The sequence below is a fragment of the Alteromonas sp. PRIM-21 genome, from assembly GCF_027563165.1.
In the GTDB taxonomy this organism is placed as follows: Bacteria; Pseudomonadota; Gammaproteobacteria; order Enterobacterales; family Alteromonadaceae; genus Alteromonas; species Alteromonas macleodii_A.
Genome location: NZ_JADOEK010000004.1, coordinates 185,780 through 206,681, shown reverse-complemented (window position 1 = coordinate 206,681; position 20,902 = coordinate 185,780). Strand labels below are relative to the sequence as shown.

Here is a 20,902-nt window from a genome sequence, read left to right as displayed (position 1 = left end):
TAACCAATAATAAAAGAGTGTGTATGAAGTTCATTATCCGTGCATTGATGTTAGGTGCCCTACTCTCGTTTAATAGCGTGGCACAAGAAGTAATGCTTGACCGCGTTGCTGTGATTGTTGACCAAGGCGTTATACTTGAGAGTGAAATTAAAGCCCTCGTACAAGACGTTAAGCGCAACGCTGAAGCTAACAACCAACAGCTACCTTCAGACCGTGCGCTTCGTACACAGGCTATTGAACGTTTAATTACGAAGAGCCTTCAGCTACAAATGGCTGAGCGTATGGGTATTCGTATCAGTGACCCTCAACTTGAGCAAACCATTGGTAATATTGCGGCCAATCAAAATGCGACCGTTGAACAACTTCGCGCGCAATTAGCCGCTGAAGGCATTGCATATGATGACTATCGCGAAGATATTCGTGAAGAAATCATTATGGGTGAAGTGCGCCGCGCAAACGTACGCCGCCGCGTTTATATCACGCCTCAAGAAATAGATACGCTGATAGAAATAATGGAGCAACAGGGTGCAACGCAGGCAGAATACCGTTTAGGTCATATCCTTATTGGCTTCCCACCTGAACCAACAGACGAAGACATTCAGGCAGCACGTGACCGCGCAGATAAAGTTATCTCACTATTAGAGTCGGGCTCTGATTTTGCTAAAATCGCCATTGCTTCATCATCCGGTAACGAAGCATTAGAAGGTGGTGATATGGGCTGGCTGAATATTAATGCTATGCCAACACTCTTCGCTGAAGCGATTCAAGATAAAGATAAAGATGCGCTTGTTGGTCCTATCCGAAGCGGCGCTGGCTTTCACATTCTTAAAGTACTAGATACTCGCGGTATTGAGAAAGTTACCGTTGAAGAAGTTAACTCACGCCATATTCTGGTTAAGCCATCAATTATTTTAAGCGAAGAAAAAGCAAAAGAGATGCTAGTGCGCTTTAAAGAAGAATTGAAAAACGGTGAAGCGGACTTTGCAGAGTTAGCAAAAGAGTATTCAGAAGACCCGGGCTCGGCCCTTCGCGGTGGAGAATTAGGTTGGTCTGACCCAAGTAACTATGTACCTGAGTTTAAAGAAGCATTATCACAGCTTGAACCTGGCGAATACAGCGACCCAGTGCGCACGGTTCACGGCTGGCACTTAATTCAACTTAACGACCGTCGCATGGATGACGCAACGGATAAACGCAAAGAAGAGAAAGCTTCTCAGCTTATCTTCAATCGTAAATTTTCAGAAGAAACCGAGAACTGGTTACGTGAGATGCGTGATGCCGCTTACGTCGAAGTTGTCGAATCTTAATAATAAGTTATTCATGAGCACACCAATTAAAATAGCAATAACGCCGGGAGAACCGGCCGGTATCGGGCCAGATTTGATCATTAAACTGGCCCAGGAAACATGGCAAGCCCAGCTTGTCGTGTTTGCCGATGGCGACATGCTAAAAGCACGAGCAAGCGCCTTAGGGCTTCCGTTAACACTAATCGATTACGATGCAAATAACCCGCAGATACAAGATGCGGGTTCGTTGTTTATAAAGCAGATAGACAAAACTGCTGATGTTATCCCCGGAACGCTTGATAGTGAGAACGGGCTTTATGTAGTCGAAACTTTACGCCAAGCGTGCCAGGCCAATATGGACGGTGACTTTGACGCTGTTGTAACTGGCCCGGTACATAAAGGTATCATTAACAAAGCAGGGGTGTCTTTCAGCGGACATACTGAGTTTTTCGCTTACCAATCTAATACCATTGATGTGGTTATGCTGTTAGCTACAGAAGGTTTAAATGTAGCGCTAGCTACGACTCACATCCCTCTTGAATACGTGGCAAAAGCGATAACCCGCGAGCGCCTACACAAAGTTATTCATATTATAAACACTGACCTGAAGCTAAAGTTTGGCATCAATGAGCCCCACATTTACGTATGCGGACTAAACCCGCACGCGGGTGAAGATGGCCATATTGGTACTGAAGAAATTCACACTATTGTTCCAGCACTGAATGAATTAAGAGACGAAGGCCTTAAGATCACCGGCCCCCTGCCCGCTGACACCATATTTCAGCCTAAATACCTAGAAAATGCCGATGTTGTGCTAGCTATGTATCACGACCAAGGCTTACCCGTGCTAAAATACAAGGGTTTTGGGGCGTCAGTGAATATCACATTAGGATTACCTTTTGTTCGCACTTCAGTTGATCACGGTACCGCATTAGATTTAGCAGGTACTGGTGAAGCCGACGCCGGTAGTTTCAGAAAAGCATTGGAAAAAGCCATTGAGCTTGCACATCATCAACAATGAGTAAAACACATTTAGGCCATACGGCCAGAAAGCGATTCGGGCAGAATTTCCTACATGATGACTACGTGATAGGTAAAATTGTTGCAGCCATCGCGCCAAAAAATGAGCAAAACCTGGTGGAAATTGGGCCGGGTTTAGGCGCATTAACAGACCCTGTTTGTGAAGAAGTTGACGCATTGACGGTTATTGAACTTGACCGCGACCTTGCCAAACGACTGCGACATCACCCATTTAACGGCGAAAAACTAACCGTTATTGAACAAGACGCGATGACGATGGACTTCGGTGCACTATGCAAAGAAATGCCAGTAAAAGACAAGAAGCTTCGTGTATTTGGTAACTTGCCTTACAACATTTCAACGCCGCTAATGTTCCACCTTTTTGATCATGCTCAGTGCATTGAAGACATGCACTTTATGCTTCAAAAAGAGGTGGTTAACAGGCTAGCAGCGGGCCCTGGCTCTAAGAACTACGGCAGGCTTTCTGTTATGGCCCAGTATTATTGCCACGTGATCCCTGTTTTGAATGTTCCGCCAGGTGCCTTCAAGCCACCTCCGAAAGTAGACTCGGCTGTTGTAAAACTAGTTCCACATCAAGCTCCACCCGTTGATGTTGAATCAGTAAACACGCTTGAGCGCGTTTGCGCACAGGCTTTTAATCAACGCCGAAAAACTATTCGTAACTCACTGAAAGACAGCTTAAGTGAGGAAGAAATCCGCGAGTTAGGGATAGATCCAACTTCTCGCGCAGAAGTGCTATCGCTTAACGACTTTGCCACTATAGCTAACGCTGTATCGGCAAAAGAGCACCAACAAGAGCAGTAAGTTCCTCTATGGATGTACTTGATATAAAGGTGCGGGTGAAAACCCGTCACCTTCCTGAGCACCTTCCCTCAGATTCCAAGCAATTTGCTTTCGCCTACCACATTACTATTGAAAACAATAGTGAGCATACCGTACAACTGCTTAGTCGCTACTGGAAGATAACCGACGCTAACGGTAAAACGTCAGAAGTAGAAGGTGATGGAGTGGTAGGAAAGCAGCCTATAATGAAAGCGGGTGAACATTTTGACTATACGAGCGGCGCAGTCATTGACACACCAGTTGGCAATATGGAAGGCTATTATGTAATGGAACTAGAAAGCGGCGAGCGCTTCCGCGTTCCTATAAACGTATTTCGCCTAGCTATTCCAAGCATTCTTCATTAAGGGTTTTATGTCTAAAGGTAATACCTACGTCATTGGCGATATTCAAGGCTGTTATGACGGCCTTCGCCGCGTATTGGATAAAGTAGAATTTGACGAGACAAACGACAAGCTGTTTGCTGTCGGCGATTTGGTTGCAAGAGGAGAAGATTCGCTAAGCACATTGCGTTTTCTGAAATCTCTTGGCAGCCAATTTAGTAGTGTTTTGGGTAACCACGATCTTCACTTACTTGCTGTTGTAAACGGTATTCGCAAAGCGAAAAAGTCAGACAAATTAGAGCCACTACTTTATGCGGCAGATTTAACAGAACTTGTCGACTGGTTGAGGCAGTTCCCGCTGGCAGCGAAGTTAGACGAACAATCAATAATGGTTCACGCTGGTCTTTATCCTCAATGGTCTATCGATGAGTGCGTTTCACTTAGTGATGAAGTTAGCAACATCCTTAAGTCCGATGATTACGCCACTTTTCTTTCAAAGATGTACGGTAATACACCTGACAAGTGGTCAGATAAACTTGAGGACGACGAGCGACTGCGCTTTATTGTAAATGCGTGTACGCGTATGCGGTTTGTTCATACAGATGGCACCCTCGACTTTGACAACAAGTCTCATCCTAGTACAGTTTCTAATAGTCCTAATAGCACCTTAAAGCCTTGGTTTGAAGTAGAAAATACAAAGCTCACAACGAGCCAGCGAGTAATTTTCGGACACTGGGCCGCCCTATCAGGTCATACAAATAACTCACAATTTGTTGGTTTAGATACTGGCTACGTGTGGGGGCAAAGTATGACGCTGTTGAATTTAGATACCTCAGCTTTGATTAGCGTTACAGCATAGAATCATTATTGTATACACGCCTATAGATACGAAACTTATCTGAGAAAGAACCCGCTTTTCCCGGCTTAACTGGTTGTACCAGTAATAACAATTAGACTTAAGTGCTAAATAAAATAAACATTAAGTCTTTGTAGCCGATACACTTACTTGTAAAAGTAACGATGATGTTTCGTTACCTGCTCAGCATTTAAGCAAGCATCACTTTATAAGTGCTATATTTTGTTAGCTGAGGCGGGTAATATCGTTAGGGATAAAAATAAAAAACACTCATCCAGGAGTTCCGATGAAAATAACGGTAGCCACACGCGTAATCGGGGGATTTGTAGCGATTAGCGCACTTCTAATCGTTATAAGTGTTGTCTCACTTTATAACCTCAATTCCATAGGCTCTGCAACAGAGGAAGTAAATGACGTTGCCTTGCCCACGGTGGCAGGCAGTAATGCACTAAAAGCAAGCTTCCTGAATATGGGTCGACTTACCTTCGAAAGCTACATAGAAGAAGATTTAAGTGATCTTAAGGACAAAAGAGCGTCATTTGACTCTGCCAAAGATACCTTTGAAAACGAGTACAATAAGCTAGCGCAGGCCGTTAGTAATGAGCCAGAGCTTAGAAACACGCTAAACAGTGTTCGCGAATCTTATGATGCGTACATCACTAATGTTGAGGCTATGTACAAAAATCACCAAATGTACCTCGACTTGCGCAACAATATACAAGACAAACTAGGTGATGCTGAAGATAACGCAGACGATGCCTCTACCTACCTTCTGGATTTTTCAGACCTAGACGCAGTTCAGCGCGATCCTAACCTCAGACGTGCTGCTGAGATTGGTGGTCAACTTGAAACTTCGCTTCTTTCGCTACTTACTGTTTCTTACGAATATATTAAAACTGAAACGCTAGTTCGCTCACAGACACTTGGCAACGAAGTTGACCTTGTAGTTGAAAAAGTAGTTACCCAGCTAAGCGAAATGGTTGAAGCAGCGGGCGGTCGTGATGACTCAGGTACACTTGATGATATTAACGACTTAGTAAATGACGCTATCAACGCCATAAAAGCCAACGACGGCGTAGTGCAGCTTCATGTGGATCGTTTAGAGCGTAGAAATGACGCTGAACAAGCACTTAATGCATCAGATTCAAATATCGCACAGGGTGTTGTCGCACTTGAAAACCTGCTGAATCTTGCTGATAAGAAAGCATCTCATATAGAAAATCAGGTGAACGGTGCCATTACAACAGGTAACACCTTTGTTATTGTTGTTGTTCTCATCTCTATTGCCGTAGCAGCCTTCATTGGCTACGTCACAGTGCGCGCTATTACACGCCCGCTTTATCGCGTGAACGAACTACTTACTGTTGCTTCATCGGGTGACCTTACTCATCGCCTAGACGATTCAGCGCAAGACGAGTTTGGACTACTAGCAAGAAACTGTAATACGCTAATTGGCAACCTGAAAGAGCTGATTACTGCCATTAACGTTCGCGCAGAGCAGTTAGCTGCGGCGTCAGAACAGACATCAGCCGTGACGGCACAAACCACACATTCTATTCAGGATCAGAAATCACAAATTGGCCAAGTCGCGACAGCGACAACAGAAATGCACTCAACGTCACAGCTTGTTGTGCAAAATGCCGAAGATACGCTTAGCCAAATTCGTCATGCAGATGCCGAAGCAGAGAATGTTCGCCAGATCTCGCTGGAAAACAAAAACACTATTGAGATCTTGTCTCGGGATGTTCAAGAAGCAGCCGACGTTATTAATAAGCTTCACCAAGATAGCGCAAGCATTGGTGGCATTCTTGACGTTATTCGCGGTGTTGCCGACCAAACTAACTTACTTGCATTGAACGCCGCTATCGAAGCTGCTCGTGCCGGTGAACAAGGCCGAGGTTTCGCAGTTGTAGCTGACGAAGTAAGAACCCTTGCGAGTCGCACACAGGAGTCGACACAAGAAATCAACGCCATGATTGAAGTTCTTCAAGCTGGGGCTGAAAAAGCGGTGTCTGTGATGGACCAAGGTAAAGATCAGACCGCGGCTTGTGTTGCACAAACCGAAAAAGCCACGCAGGCGCTAGATATCATTACCGATGCGGTTCACAAGGCCCATGATGTTAGCTCTCAAATTGAGCAGTCAGCCCGTGAACAAAATACAGTATCGCAAGAAATCAGTGAAAAGCTTGAAACCATTGTAGGCATTGCTGAAGAGACGACAGCGGGTGCACAGCAAACGTCTGAATCTAGCCATGAAGTGGCACGTCTTGCCGAAGAGCTACAGCAGTCTATCAGGCAGTTTAAGGTTTAAAATTTTTAAGAGTAATACAAACAGAAACGGTCGCCTTGAGGCGACCGTTTTTTTTACGCTTTACGCAAATCTAGTACTTATTCAAACAATGCCGAATGCAGCTTGCGAACCACGTCATCACTGTCGGTCTCGTTAACCAAAAACGATAGGTTGTGTGGGTTAGCGCCAAAGCAAATCATGCGTAAGTTAAAATCAGATACGGCAGATAGAATCTTACTTGAAACCCCAATAGCCGTTTGCATGTTGTTACCTACAACAGTGACAAGGTCGTAACCTTTTTCTACTTTAACGTCACAGATAGTTTCAAGTTCGGCAATGGTCTCTTTATTCAAACGCTGAGCTACAGAATTCGCGGGGTTATCAAGGGTAAAAGATACCGAGATTTCTGACGTGGTAACCAAATCAACACTCAGCTTATGCTTAGCGATGATAGCAAATACCTGCTGTAGGAAACCTTGCGCGTACATCATCTTTGGTGTTTTCACTGTCACCATTACTTGCTCTTTACGGCGAGTAATAGCACGGTACGGGGGCTCGTGCTCACAATCACGCACAATCCATGTACCGCCCTTTTCTGGCTCTTTACTTGAACCTACAAACACTTTTATGTCTTTGCGAAGCGCAGGCTCCATAGTCGCAGGGTGTAGTACCTTGGCACCAAAAGTGGCCATTTCCGCGGCTTCTTCAAAGCTCAGTTCAGGCAGCGGATGGGCAGCAGGAGTAATACGCGGATCAGTTGTGTACACCCCTGTTACATCGGTCCAAATCTCACACGCCTCTGCATCAAGCGCTTCTGCAAGTAGTGCAGCCGTAAAATCAGAGCCACCACGACCAAGGGTTGTTGTACGGCCTTCTTCATCTGCACCAACAAAACCTTGTGTAACTACAATCGCATCTTTGATTTCGGGCGCGAGCAGCTGTTTGGCAAGTTTTTCTATTTCTTCTATTTGAGGCGCGCCTTCACCGAATTCGCTGTCAGTACGAAGTACTTTGCGAACGTCAAAGTTCATGGTTTTCACGCCTTGCTCCGCAAGCACTGATGAGAACATCAATGATGACATGCGCTCACCCATAGAAAGCAGCTGATCTTTTAAATCATCGCGGTGAAGGATTTCTTCGTGAAATGCTAAGCTGCGCATTTCTTCTAGCAAATCGTTAAGTTTAGGCTCTACTGCATCTTTTTCATCAAGCTTATTTAGAATAGCGTGTTCTATATCCACAATGGCTTGGCAGGTTTCTTCAATTTGCTGTTGCGTCATTGGTGTATGAGCTAGGCTTACAAGGTGATTTGTTACCCCAGCTGAAGCACTCACTACCACAATGCGTGTTTTTTCATTACCGGCAACAATTCGGGCGCAGTTTTGCATTACTTCGTAATTCGCTACGCTAGTTCCACCGAACTTAGCTATCGATAAGGCATTTGTCACTATATTTAACTCCAGAATAAAACTAGCTTTTCGCTAGCAGCAACCGCGCTTTACGCGGTTAATCAATCGTTATTTGGTCGCCTACTTTTATATTATTCTCGGCAAACCACCCTTGGTTCATTTCCAGCGCGTAAAGTACCTCTTTCGATGATCCGACCGACTCCAAACTATGAGGAGTGAGAGGTTTTATATCCGTTATTACGCCATTTCTGTCGATAAATGCTACGTCTAGGGGAACAAAGGTGTTTTTCATCCACATGCCCGCAAATTTGGGGCTAGAAAACTTAAAAAACATACCGCAGTCTTCGCACAAGGCTTTGCGAAACATAAGGCCCTGCGCGCGTTGCTCAAAGGTATTGGCATACTCAACTTCATAGTGCTTGCCACCTATCTTCAGTGTAATAGATTCGAAGTCCACTGAATTCAGTGACGATACAGGGTCTACCTGCGCTTTTGCACACCCTAAGGTTAATACAAGTGCAGCAACAATAAAGAAAGATTTTCCCATTAGACATTCCTTTTCGCCATAAAAAAAGCCGGTCACCACTAAGGCAACCGGCTTTGTAGTTTATACACTATTTTAAGCAACATTCAACGTTGGAATAATGCGCGCCTTAGCTTCTTCTTCCGCCTTTTTAAAGCTAGGCATTTTGTCGAAGTTTAAGTAGCGGAATACTTCTCCCGACATTGCGTTAATTTTACTGGCGTATTCCATGTATTCCTCAGCGGTTGGAATGCGGCCCACAATTGCGCCAACCGCAGCAAGCTCCGCTGAGGTTAGATACACATTCGCTCCATCACCTAAACGGTTAGGGAAGTTTCGGGTTGATGTTGAGAGCACTGTGGCGCCTGCATCCACCCTTGCTTGGTTACCCATACAAAGTGAACACCCCGGCATCTCGGTGCGTACGCCCACGCGACCGTAAATGTTGTAGTACCCCTCTTCCATTAGTTGGGCCTTATCCATCTTAGTCGGTGGCGACATCCATAAACGGGTTGGAAGGGTTTTATTATATTGCTCAAGCAATTTGCCGGCTGCACGGAAGTGGCCAATGTTTGTCATACACGAGCCAATAAAGACTTCATCTACCTTATCGCCTGCAACGTCAGATAGGGTTTTCGCATCGTCGGGATCATTAGGGCAGCAAACGATAGGCTCCTTAATATCGTTAAGGTCAATTTCAATAACCTCGGCGTATTCAGCATCCGCATCAGCGCGCATTAATTCTGGGTTAGCTAGCCACTCTTCCATTTTCTGCGCGCGGCGCTCTAACGTACGAGGGTCGCCATAACCTTCATTAATCATCCAGCGAAGCATAGTAATATTTGAACGCAGGTATTCAGCAATCGACTCTTCAGAAAGGTTGATAGTACAACCTGCAGCTGAACGTTCTGCCGACGCATCAGATAACTCAAACGCCTGCTCTACAGTAAGGTTTTCTAACCCTTCGATTTCTAATATACGGCCAGAGAACGCATTGATTTTGCCTTTTTTCTCAACCGTTAATAACCCTTGTTTAATGCCATATAGCGGAATGGCATGTACAAGGTCTCGTAAGGTAATGCCCGGCTGCATTTCGCCTTTAAAGCGCACCAATATAGACTCTGGCATATCCAGGGGCATAACACCCGTTGCTGCAGCAAACGCCACCAAGCCAGAGCCCGCTGGGAACGAAATACCCAATGGGAAACGAGTATGTGAGTCACCGCCAGTCCCTACTGTGTCAGGCAGCAGCATGCGGTTTAACCAGCTGTGAATAATACCGTCACCGGGGCGAAGCGATACCCCACCCCGATTCATAATAAAATCAGGCAGCGTGTGCTGGGTTTCAATATCCACCGGCTTTGGATAAGCAGCCGTGTGACAGAAGGACTGCATGGTCAAGTCGGCCGTAAAGCCAAGGCAAGCTAAGTCTTTAAGCTCATCACGTGTCATGGGGCCTGTAGTATCTTGCGAGCCAACAGTTGTCATTTTAGGCTCGCAATAGGTGCCGGGGCGAATGCCTTCAACACCGCACGCCTTACCCACCATTTTCTGCGCTAGCGAGAAACCTGCGCCGCTGTCTTTAGGTTGTTCAGGTTTTCTGAATAAGTCCGTCGGGCCTAAACCTAGTGTCTCACGCGCTTTTTCGGTAAGACCACGACCAATAATCAGGTTGATACGTCCGCCGGCACGCACCTCATCTAAAATAACTTTCGATTTATAGCTGTATTCAGCAAGTAGCTCACCAGTTTCGTGATTAGTAATTTTTCCTTCAAATGGGTAGATATCGATCACATCTCCCATATTCATTTTTTCAACGTCGGCTTCAAATACTAATGCGCCCGCGTCTTCCATGGTGTTAAAGAAAATAGGTGCGACTTTGGAACCGATACATACGCCACCGCCCCGTTTGTTAGGCACGCCCGGCAAGTCCTCACCAAAGAACCACAAGACAGAGTTAGTGGCCGACTTACGCGACGAGCCGGTACCGACTACATCACCGACAAAAGCCACGGGATACCCCTTGCTTTTGACTTCTTCTATTTGCGCCATTGGGCCTTTAACACCAGGTTCTTCTGGCTCTAAACCTTCGCGTGGCATTTTGTAAGCTGCAAGAGCGTGTAATGGTATGTCTGGACGTGACCATGCATCCGGAGCGGGAGATAAATCATCGGTATTGGTTTCACCTGTAACCTTAAACACCGTGTAAGTAATTTTATCGTCCATTAGCTTGCGCGATGTAAACCACTCGCCTTCAGCCCAAGATTTAATAATATCAGTGGCGTATTCATTACCCGCTTTGTGCTTCTCTTCCACATCGTGATAGGCATCAAACATCAGCAACGTGTGTTTTAACTCCTTGGCAGCCAATGGCGCAAGGTCTTCATCGTCAAGTAGCTCTACTAACGTCGCAATGTTATAACCGCCATGCATATTTCCCAGCAATTCAACAGCTTTCTCTTTTGAGATAAGTTCACAACTGTCTTCGCCTTTTGCAATGGCACTTAAGAAACCAGCTTTGACGTAAGCCGCTTCATCAACACCTGGCGGCACACGCTCTGAGAGAAGCTCTAATAGGAATTCTTCTTCACCTGCTGGCGGGCTTTTCAACAAATCGACAAGGGCTGCTACCTGTTCTGCATTAAGAGGTTTTGGGGGGATATTTTGGGCTGCACGTTCTTCAACGTGATTGCGATAGTCTTGTAACACAGTCTCTTCCTCTAAGTTAGCTTGCGCAATGGGAGTAAACGGTCTTGTACGCACTTGACGCAAGGAGTGTTTAATTAATCATCAACAGTATAACTTCACAGGCTAAGTTTTGAAATTTTTAGCCCCTATTATCCGCTTATAATCGCTATTCATAATATTACTTTTGAACGCTAAAAGCGATTAAAGAGCGGTACATAAAGTGACAAAAACAATTACTGGTTAAGTAAGTTATAGGGTTTTATATGCTGAAGACAAGGGGGGGGAGCTTTATGTGCAGCTTATTCAATTGAAGTGCATCGTAAAGGATAGATAACAGTTAATTAAAGGCTCGATATTGAGGCTATTTCGCTAGTTAATAAAGGTGCTATTTTGATAAGTCGAGCTATTTTGATAAGTCGGCGTTGGGCCTAGTGCGAAGGTAGCTCGCAAACTTTGGCTTACCGTTATTCGTTACACCGTAAAACTTAAAGGTTACCCAGCTACCTATAGCCGGAGGCGCTTGGCGCTCTTTGTTAGAAAATCCCGTTCCCAGTTTAAATCGAATGCCGTCAGATGTTTCTACCAACAGTGATCCCATCATGCCTTTAAATTTTCCTTTTCCTGGAAGTTGCGCCAACACTTTCGCTTCAGCATCTTCAAAATGTTTTACCTTTAGTAGATTGTCACTACGCCCTGCCTGGTAAAATGCCTTCCCATGATGAAGCATCAGCCCTTCACCACCGTTTTTGGTTACTTGTTTAAGCTCTTCTTCAAGCGCGGTTAGAGACAAAAGTTTAAACTGAGGGATCACGTCAAACGTGGGGTTGGGAGTGGCCTTTTTAAGGCTATTAAGCTTGTTCAGTCGGCTGTCAAAACGCTGTCCTGCTACAGGCATGTCGAAGGCCATAAACCTAACTTTAGCCCAGCGTGTGTCTGGTATAGACGCTGCTGTAATGTCGTACGCGGTAGTTTCGGCCCCAGGCAACGAATTAGCGACAAGGTGCGACTTCTCTTCCGTTAACTTAGAAAGCACGATGGAAGCTGTAAGTTCAAATTGCCCTCTTTCTATCCAAAGTTCACCGTCGATAGTCGCCTTAGGCCAATTGGCGGTAAACCAAGCTGGCGCAAATATTTTGTTGTTGTTTCGAGTCCTAAGTTCAGTGCCATCCCATCGTGCCCGAATACCGTCTAACTTTTCGCTCACCCAGTAATCGGTGATGTTTATATCTTGGCGGCTGTGTTCATACTGCTTGGCAAGCTGCAAACCGTCGACAATATCAAGCTTGCTCTGTGCACAAACGTGAGAAACTGCCGTGATTAAAAACACACAAACAGATGTCAGAATAAAACGCATTGGCTCTTTCCATAAGTTATTAAACGGAGTCCGTTAAAGCCATTAGGAAGAGACTAAAACGACAAAGGCAGAGTAAATTACTCTGCCTTTGGACTTTTTATAACTGTACGTAGGAAGGTTTTCGTTTGGCTGAAAAAATCTTAGTCAGTGATGATATCAAGAACTGAGATAAGCACATCCTCGGCAAAAGCTTCACCTACCGTTCTTTCTTTATCGCGTCGTAGTTTATAGGTTTCTAAGCAGGCTTGAAGCTGCTCATTAGCAGTATTAACTCCGTGAACATCTGCGTTATTCGCTTGCTCAACACAATGATCGGTTTGTCCTGTCGTAACCGTGCTGCATCCGCTTGTTCCAACAATGATACCAACCATTACAATTGCGTTGGCAAGATAGTTAAAATGTTTGCATTCACTTTTGTTTTTCAAGGTACATTACTCCTTTAATAGAGACTGCAAACGCTTTTGTCTATCTGTATAAACTTGGTAACCATCGTGCTGCGGTGTCGAAAGCTCCAAAGCCTTGTTTACACTCTCAAGTGCTTTTTCATACTCACCCATTTGCTCGTAACCATACGCTATGCCGTTATACGGGTCGGGCATCTCGGGGTACTTAGCTATATCGTGCTTAAACAGCTCAATAGCCTTGTCGTAATTTTCAGAGCGCACATAATGATAACCTAATTCTCTAATTACCCATTCAGGCGCCTCTAATTTTTCCCCGCGTTGCTTTGAAACGCGATCGTAGTATTTGGCAATGCTTTGAATATCACCATCGAACTGTTCAGGCCTTAAATAAGCTGACAAGAACAGGTTGTGATAAGCACTAAAAATAGACGCTGCCGTAACCAAATTGTGCCGTACACCAGCATAGGCATCATTTACCCACCTCAAACCAGCAGGTTGGTTTGCCCGCATACCCAAAATCATATCATCATAGTAGGGTCGCATTGGCGCCGGTTCGTTGCCTATAGACGTATAGATAAAGTGATCCAACTGGCTGGAAGATTTAAAAAACGCAACCGTTCTTTTTGCCGGCGCGCCATAGTTCCACCACACCGCAGGACTATAGGCAATCACAGCCTTAAAAAGCTCAGGATTTTGAGTGAGCGCATACAATCCGAATACACCACCAGCGGATCCCCCGGCTATCACTCGAAAATCATGCACCCGGTATTTATTCTCGACCATTGGGATAAGTTCAGTGGTTATAAAAGACAAAAAGTTTGCCCCGCCCCCGCCATAACCTACAGGCCCGTATGGGTCTTCATTTGCCGTAGGGAAAAGATCTCGAAAACGATCGGTATTTTCAATGGCGACTATAATTACTTCTGGAGCAGCATTTTCAGATTGAAGTGATTCAAGTACCGCATTCATTATAGGTAGATAAACCGCACCATCTAACCGATAAATTACAGGGTACTTCTTGTCAGGGTTTTCTGCATAGCCTTTAGGAAGTTGAACAACGACTTCTCGTTCTTCCTTTAGCACTTTAGATTCAAACTTCTCTACTTTCAGTTCGTAGTTTTTTGCTTCTTCGTTAGATTCAGCTTGAATTGACGAGCTAGCAAAAAGACACGCTAATACGGTTAGCGTAATACGCTTGAATAACATAAGGGTTAAGTCCTTTTATCTGAGAGTATCTCATTAAGAGCTATGCTAAACGCTTAAATAGCCAGCTTTTTATGGATGGGTTAATTATTCAGGTGAGCTTTTAGTTAACATTACTTGGTATACAAATTTTAAGCAACAAACAAAAAGCGTTGCCTACGCTCACACCTTTATTAATGCCTATCATCACCATAATAAGGTTGTCGATTTTTAGCGATCTTATTGGCTCGAACTTTGCCATAATTCTGCGATAGTGTTTAATTGAGACTGTTCCGATAGCTATTTATCTCCATTACATACAGTTCTCGCTCATCAACCGCACCTCATTGGTGCAAACAATAAATTAAATAAGGTCAATATGCGCTTAAGTAGTTTTGTTTTATTCGTGTGTATATCGCTATCGTCTTTAGCAAATGACGATACTAGTCAGTACGGTCCAAAAGATTTTTCCAATGTGACAAACAAATGGACAGCCGTGGTTGCTGCTTACGAGCCAGAAATTGAAGCCATTGACGCAGCGTTTGCGACTATGGACGACGCTCAAATTACGCAAACGGTTTATATTAAAGGGGTTAAATATCAGTTAGGCACGTATAAAGGTGAGCCTATTGTTGTGTTTAGCACGGGTGTCAGTATTACCAACGCAGCAATGACTGTGCAGATGGCGCTGGATTACTTCCCTATTGATAAGCTGGTTATGATGGGTATTGCAGGGGCCATAAACCCGAAATATACACCAGGCGATATCGCAGTGCCTGAACGTTGGTATTTCCATGACGAATCTGTCTATATCAACCCGAAGAAAGGTAATGCTAACACCTATGAGCTACCGGACTATTACGCTAAACAACTCGAATATTACAAAGCGCGACGAGAGACAGATAAGTACTCGCCAAACTATAAAAACTTAGGCTTTATTCATCCTACTGAAGTGGCCGTAGTTAAAGAAGGATGGGACACCCGCAAAAGAATGCCCTATTTTACTGCCGATAAAACACTGTTAGACATGGCAAAACGCGCGCTCAAAAAGATTCCGCCTATCACTATGCCATCTGGTAAGGAAATACTGGTTGATATAGGTGGAAATGGGGTAACAGGTTCAGTATTCGTAGACAACGCTAAATACCGCGAGTGGCTGCGTGACGTTTACACGGCTGATGTTGCAGAAATGGAATCGGCAACCGTCGCACAGGTGAGTTTTGTTAACGACGTAGATTGGTTAATTATCCGTTCAATTAGCGACTTGGCGGGCGGTCAGCACGGTAAGAATGTTGAAAATGTATTTGACGCGATAGCCTCTGGCACCGGCACTAAGCTGCTACTTGGCATACTCGATGAACTCGTAGCCACCGACCCCAAATAACAAATAAATGGGGTCAGAGTACATTTTTCGGCAATTGAAGCAGAGTACTTTCCAATTAAATGTACTCTGTCCCAATCTTTGTAGTTAATGTACTCTGACCCCATTATTTCAGGTATAAAAAAAGCCCCAACCTAGGTTGGGGCTTTTTAATGTTTATTTAGCGTTAAATGCTTAAACGCGCTTAACGGCTACATCAGCTTCAAACTTAGGCTTAACTGCCAAGTCTTCTGAAGGTGGAGCAAACTTAGTTAGGTCGATGCCTTCAACCGCTTGCTTGTATTCTTCAGTTGTTGGGAAACGGCCAAGTACGGTTGAAAGTACCACTAGCGGCGTAGAGCCTAATAGTGATTCACCTTTCTTCTCAGCAGAGTCGGCTACAACACGGCCTTGGAAAAGACGTGTAGATGTCGCAATTACTGTGTCGCCCGGCTCAGCTTTTTCTTGGTTACCCATACATAGGTTACATCCAGGACGCTCTAGGTAAAGAATGTTGTCGTACTTAGTACGCGCTGCTTCTTTAGGCTGAGCATCGTCGAATTCAAAGCCTGCGTATTTCGCTAGTACTTCCCAGTCGCCTTCTGCTTTTAGCTCATCAACGATGTTATATGTAGGTGGAGCAACAACAAGTGGCGCTTTAAACTCTACAGAGCCGTTAAGCTTCTCTAGGTTACGCAGCATTTGTGCGATAATTTGCATGTCGCCTTTATGCACCATACAAGAACCTACGAAACCTAGATCTACTGGCTTACCATCGTAGTAAGAAACTGGACGAATAACGTCGTGGGTATAACGCTTAGACACGTCTTCGTTATTTACGTCTGGGTCAGCAATCATTGGCTCATCGATTTGATCTAGGTCGATAACCACTTCTGCGTAGTATTTAGCGTTGTCATCTGGTGCAAGCGCTGGTACTTCACCAGACTTGATTTCAGCAATACGCTTGTCAGCAAGGTCGATTAGACCTTGAAGCATGTTCGCTTCGTTATCCATACCCTTGTCGATCATGATTTGGATACGGCTCTTAGCAAGCTCAAGTGACGCAATCATTGTCTCGTCGTTAGAGATACAGATTGACGCTTTCGCTTTCATTTCTGCAGACCAGTCAGTGAACGTAAACGCTTGGTCAGCAAGTAGAGTACCGATTTGTACTTCAATTACGCGACCTTGGAACACGTTCTCGCCAGCGAATTGCTTAAGCATTTGCGCTTGAGTAGCATGAACCACGTCACGGAAGTCCATGTGCTCTTTCATTTTACCTTTAAAGGTCACTTTCACAGACTCTGGAATTGGCATTGCCGCTTCACCTGTCGCAAGCGCTAGTGCTACCGTACCTGAGTCGGCACCGAATGCTACGCCTTTTGACATACGAGTATGCGAGTCACCACCAATAATGATGGCGCGGTCGTCTACCGTGATGTCGTTAAGCACTTTGTGAATAACGTCAGTCATTGAGTGATAAACACCTTTAGGGTCACGTGCTGTGATTACACCAAAGTTGTTCATGAATGACATTAGTTTAGGAATGTTAGCCTGTGCTTTCTTATCCCATACTGACGCAGTGTGACAACCAGACTGGTATGCACCGTCAACAGTAGGTGAAATAGTTGATGCCGCCATAGACTCTAGTTCTTGGCAGGTCATTGGGCCAGTGGTGTCCTGAGAACCTACAATGTTTACTTTAACGCGAACATCAGAACCCGCGTGAAGTGGCGCATCTGAATTTACACCTACCGCATTGCGGTTAAAGATTTTTTCTACAGCTGTAAGGCCTTGGCCTTCGTGTGAAACTTCTTTCGATTGAGCGTAAACTGCTGGCGCTTCAACACCTAGTGTACGTGCAGCAAAAGATTGTAGCTGCTTACCGAATACTACGGCGTAAGAACCACCCGCTTTCATGAACTCCATTTTCTGAGGAGTGAATGAGGCAGATACGTCAGCCAGTTCTTCTGAACCGTTGAAAAGCTTCTTCGCTTTGGTATCAATAGTCAGTACCGTACCAGTTGCAACAGAGTAAGCCTCTTCAAGCACTGGGTCGCCGTTTGCATCGCGAACCACTTCGCCATTTTCGTCTGTTTTCTTAACCCAGTTTTTAAGGTCCAGACCAATACCACCGGTTACGTCTACAGTAGTAAGGAAGATTGGTGCAATACCGTTAGTACCAGCAACAATTGGCGCTTTGTTTACAAAAGGAATGTAAGGGCTTGTAGGCTCACCGGCCCAAAGTGCAACGTTGTTCACACCAGACATACGTGAAGAACCTACACCCATTGTGCCTTTTTCAGCAATAAGCATAACTTTTGCGTTAGGGTGCTTTTTACCTAGCTCAACAATTTCTTGCTGCGCTTCAGGCGAAATCATGCACTGGCCGTGAAGTTCACGGTCTGCACGAGAGTGCGCTTGGTTACCAGGAGAAAGAAGGTCAGTTGAGATATCACCTTCTGCAGCGATATAGGTCACTACTTCAATTTTCTCTGGAACGTCAGGAAGCTTAGTAAAGAATTCAGCTTTTGCGTAGCTTTCTAGTACGTCTTTAGCAATCGCGTTACCCGCTTTAAATGCTGTTTCAAGACGTTCAGTATCGGCTTCGTATAGATAAACCTGAGTCTTCAACACTTCAGCTGCAGGCTTGGCAACTGTTTCATCATCAGAAAGTGCAAGGTCTAGAAGTGCTTCTACAGACGGACCGCCTTTCATGTGTGAAAGTAGCTCAAGTGCAAACTCTGGCGTGATTTCTTCTACTTTTTCTTCGCCAAGTACAATTTCTTTCAAAAATTGTGCTTTAACACCAGCAGCAGGCGTAGTTCCTGGCAGGGTGTTATAGATAAAGAATTTTAGAGAGTCTTCGCGGTGCTCGTTTGTTGTATCTTTAATTTGAGCAATAATTTCAGACAGCAGTTCAGCACTGTCAATTGGCTTAGGGTTAAGACCTAATTCCGTTTTACGGGTTTCGATCTCTGCCAGATATTCTGAATACAAACTCATATAGTTCTCTCGGTCTTAGTTTTACTTGGGCGTAGTGTTAAGTCGGTCTTAGCTATACGCATATAAAAATGAGGGATATTTTAACTGATTTTTAGCAGTTACGTAATGACTGAAAGTAATCAGTTGGTTATACAACTGCTCAATTCAACGTTAACTAAACCTTAAAGAGCATAGGTGCAAAAAATGACTTTTTTCTGAAAGCAAGCTTTAATCATTAATTTCAGTTACTTACCAAAACAGAGAATGAATTACGGAGTCATTTTCAATAAGAATGGTTTGACCAATAAAGATAAATAATAGTGTTGCACTTATGACAAAGATTCATTCTATTTATGGTGCGACCAGTTCAAATTACCATCAATTTTGAAACAAAATTTCAGTTTTTTGAGCTTTTATTGAACTTAGCTCTGTTTGGGCGAAACTTTTACCACCTTGGCATTTTCTCCATCGGTCAAAAGAAGAAGGTTGCCTTCACCGTCGACCGCGATGTCTCTTAGCCTCACTTCTAATGCATCAAAAATCTTCGTAGAAACATACTTATTCGAAGTTTTATTGACCGCATATAAGGCTTTAGCTTTCAAACTGGTAACAAGCAAAGTATCGGTCAACATTGGATACTGATCATGTGAGTAGTAAACCATAGATGACGGCGCGATGGATGGTGTCCAATCCACAATGGGGTCTGTCATGCCCGGGTAAATTGAAAAAGGTGAAATTCTTGCACCTGAATAGTCTTTTCCTAACGTAACGACAGGCCAACCGAAGTTCGCGCCCTTTTTAAGCAAGTTTACTTCATCGCCGCCATCAGGTCCGTGCTCATGCAGAAATATCTGCCCTTTAGGCCCCTGCACCAGCCCCTGTGGATTGCGATGCCCTAATGAGTATACGTAAGGGCTTTCTGGAAATGCTGGGTTCATTAGTGGTTCTCCCGCTATGGAAAAACCAAGTACTTTACCTAATTGTGAGCCAATAACCTGAGCTTGCTCTCGGTAATCAAACCCGTCACCTGTGGTAACTAAAAAGCCCTGTTCTTGGCTTGCATCACTAGTTCTAAGCTGAAGAAGCTTCCCGCCATAGTGCACAGGCGTATCTTTTGTTTGCGCTACTTCAATTACGGGTTCAATGTTACTAATGCCAGAGGTGAGAGAAAGTTCACCTTTTACTACAGCGAGACGGTTAGCATCATCACTACCCTTGGAATAACTGAGTAATACAGTGGGGTTGGCGGGGAACTCGGAAGGGATAAGAATATCTAACACACCTCCCTGCCCTTTTGTATACAAATGATCGAGACCCAAAGAAAATCTAGAAATTTCACCTTCATCATCAGCAATAACGAGCTCACCATCCCTTGTCACTATCACTATATGCGTAGTTGCGTTCACCTCATCAATAACCGTTGTCAACGCCTTCGGGAACGCTAACGAGGTTACTAAGTGCTCGGTTACAACATTGCTAGCAAAACTGTTTAATGACGCCGACACATCACTTATACCTGCATGCTTTTCAGTATTTCGTGTGGGCTCGACATCAGCGCCAGAAGCGAGACTTGACGCCAGAACTTGCGAAAATGCACCACTAGCTAACGCGAAAACCAAAAACCGTTTTATAGTACGCACTGACTTCATTGTGATTGTCCTCGCTCGTCTTTACTAATTTTAATTAAGCTACAGTGATATGCTTAGTGAGTAAGCGTAATATAACTACATTCAGTCTTCTTGTTGCGCTTTGTCGAGAGTTAATACATGGTACTTACTGACGAATTTCGGAATGTATAACATGAGACACTCAACTCGCCGCGCTATTTTTCATTTTGTCCCATCTTGGGCAGTCGGTTTCCTACTTGCAAGTCTATTTCATTCAATCTCTGTTTTGATGGGCTTGATTCAAATTGGCGTCGAGTTAAACGTTAGCGATTGGCTTTCCATGATATGGCAGGACGCTTTAGGTCTCTTACCCACTTACGGTGCTATTATCGCCGTTACTTTACTGTTAGCTTTCTCAATAACACACTTTATCGTTAAGCAACTCAACCTTCACGAAGCAAAAAGCGCGACCAGCACTAGCCGAACCGTTCTATTCGCTGTTGCAGGCGGCCTCTCTTTTCTATTGATGCTGCTAGCCATGCAGCCCATTTTAAATGTCACCCTTATTGCAGGTGCTCGCTCGTCGCTAGGGCTCGTAGCACAGTGTTTTGCGGGCTTCTGTGCGGGATACATTTACAGCCAATTCAGTGATAGTTTTAGCTACCATTAATAACTAAAACTTATACTATTAAATAAGCCAACACTGATGTGAATAAAAAGTTAAGTTTGCTAATGTAAGGTATATACCTTACAT

The 20,902-nt window shown here is 44.4% G+C and carries 16 protein-coding genes; 8 read left to right on the top strand and 8 right to left on the bottom strand.

Annotation, left to right across the window (positions count from 1 at the left end; translation table 11 throughout):
• Positions 1-17 precede the first annotated feature (17 nt).
• The 6 genes from surA (at position 18) to IW644_RS08640 (ending at position 6,657) form a co-directional block, all read left to right on the top strand.
• Complete coding sequence (gene surA, locus IW644_RS08665) at positions 18-1,307, top strand: peptidylprolyl isomerase SurA (protein WP_269917268.1); 1,290 nt, start codon at positions 18-20, stop codon at positions 1,305-1,307.
• A 13-nt stretch (positions 1,308-1,320) separates the two neighbouring features.
• Entirely contained in the window at positions 1,321-2,307 is a 987-nt protein-coding gene (gene pdxA, locus IW644_RS08660) for a 4-hydroxythreonine-4-phosphate dehydrogenase PdxA (RefSeq protein WP_179982410.1), read from the top strand.
• Positions 2,304-3,131: a 16S rRNA (adenine(1518)-N(6)/adenine(1519)-N(6))-dimethyltransferase RsmA gene (gene rsmA, locus IW644_RS08655; protein WP_179982409.1), complete on the top strand. Its 828-nt coding sequence runs from the start codon at positions 2,304-2,306 to the stop codon at positions 3,129-3,131. Before pdxA ends, rsmA begins: the two co-directional genes overlap by 4 nt.
• 8 nt (positions 3,132-3,139) lie before the next feature.
• Positions 3,140-3,514: a Co2+/Mg2+ efflux protein ApaG gene (gene apaG / locus IW644_RS08650; RefSeq protein WP_179982408.1), complete on the top strand. Its 375-nt coding sequence runs from the start codon at positions 3,140-3,142 to the stop codon at positions 3,512-3,514.
• A 7-nt stretch (positions 3,515-3,521) separates the two neighbouring features.
• The gene (locus IW644_RS08645; RefSeq protein ID WP_269917267.1) at positions 3,522-4,349 is read left to right on the top strand and encodes a symmetrical bis(5'-nucleosyl)-tetraphosphatase; all 828 of its coding nucleotides are present in this window, start codon (positions 3,522-3,524) and stop codon (positions 4,347-4,349) included.
• A 283-nt stretch (positions 4,350-4,632) separates the two neighbouring features.
• A complete protein-coding gene (locus IW644_RS08640) occupies positions 4,633-6,657 on the top strand; it encodes a HAMP domain-containing methyl-accepting chemotaxis protein (RefSeq protein WP_269917266.1) in 2,025 nt (674 codons plus the stop codon).
• Positions 6,658-6,734: 77 nt separating this feature from the next.
• On the opposite strand, the gene lysC is transcribed toward IW644_RS08640, so the two are convergent.
• The 6 genes from lysC to IW644_RS08610 all read right to left on the bottom strand — a co-directional run bounded on the left by lysC (position 6,735) and on the right by IW644_RS08610 (position 14,220).
• Positions 6,735-8,084, bottom strand: coding sequence for a lysine-sensitive aspartokinase 3 (gene lysC / locus IW644_RS08635; RefSeq protein WP_269917265.1), 1,350 nt, complete (start codon positions 8,082-8,084; stop codon positions 6,735-6,737).
• A 58-nt stretch (positions 8,085-8,142) separates the two neighbouring features.
• Positions 8,143-8,592 carry a DUF192 domain-containing protein gene (locus tag IW644_RS08630; protein WP_269917264.1) on the bottom strand — a complete coding sequence of 150 codons (450 nt, stop codon included), beginning with the start codon at positions 8,590-8,592 and terminating at the stop codon, positions 8,143-8,145.
• A gap of 72 nt (positions 8,593-8,664) precedes the next feature.
• The gene (gene acnB / locus IW644_RS08625; protein ID WP_269917263.1) at positions 8,665-11,277 is read right to left on the bottom strand and encodes a bifunctional aconitate hydratase 2/2-methylisocitrate dehydratase; all 2,613 of its coding nucleotides are present in this window, start codon (positions 11,275-11,277) and stop codon (positions 8,665-8,667) included.
• Between the two features lie 382 nt (positions 11,278-11,659).
• The gene (locus IW644_RS08620; protein ID WP_269917262.1) at positions 11,660-12,610 is read right to left on the bottom strand and encodes a DNA ligase; all 951 of its coding nucleotides are present in this window, start codon (positions 12,608-12,610) and stop codon (positions 11,660-11,662) included.
• Positions 12,611-12,750: 140 nt separating this feature from the next.
• Complete coding sequence (locus IW644_RS08615) at positions 12,751-13,035, bottom strand: DNA ligase (RefSeq protein ID WP_269917261.1); 285 nt, start codon at positions 13,033-13,035, stop codon at positions 12,751-12,753.
• 6 nt (positions 13,036-13,041) lie between these two features.
• Positions 13,042-14,220 carry an alpha/beta hydrolase-fold protein gene (locus IW644_RS08610; RefSeq protein ID WP_269917260.1) on the bottom strand — a complete coding sequence of 393 codons (1,179 nt, stop codon included), beginning with the start codon at positions 14,218-14,220 and terminating at the stop codon, positions 13,042-13,044.
• Between the two features lie 355 nt (positions 14,221-14,575).
• Here IW644_RS08610 and IW644_RS08605 point away from each other — a divergent pair, with 355 nt between their 5' ends.
• The gene (locus tag IW644_RS08605) at positions 14,576-15,580 is read left to right on the top strand and encodes a 5'-methylthioadenosine/S-adenosylhomocysteine nucleosidase family protein (protein ID WP_269917259.1); all 1,005 of its coding nucleotides are present in this window, start codon (positions 14,576-14,578) and stop codon (positions 15,578-15,580) included.
• Between the two features lie 171 nt (positions 15,581-15,751).
• On the opposite strand, the gene IW644_RS08600 is transcribed toward IW644_RS08605, so the two are convergent.
• Positions 15,752-18,562: a bifunctional aconitate hydratase 2/2-methylisocitrate dehydratase gene (locus IW644_RS08600; RefSeq protein WP_269917258.1), complete on the bottom strand. Its 2,811-nt coding sequence runs from the start codon at positions 18,560-18,562 to the stop codon at positions 15,752-15,754.
• Between the two features lie 401 nt (positions 18,563-18,963).
• Positions 18,964-20,190 (bottom strand): PQQ-dependent sugar dehydrogenase, encoded by a 1,227-nt coding sequence (locus IW644_RS08595; RefSeq protein ID WP_269917257.1) that lies wholly within the window; start codon positions 20,188-20,190, stop codon positions 18,964-18,966.
• Between the two features lie 151 nt (positions 20,191-20,341).
• On the opposite strand from IW644_RS08595, the gene IW644_RS08590 reads away from it, so the two are divergent.
• A complete protein-coding gene (locus IW644_RS08590; protein WP_269917256.1) occupies positions 20,342-20,818 on the top strand; it encodes a hypothetical protein in 477 nt (158 codons plus the stop codon).
• Positions 20,819-20,902 lie beyond the last annotated feature (84 nt).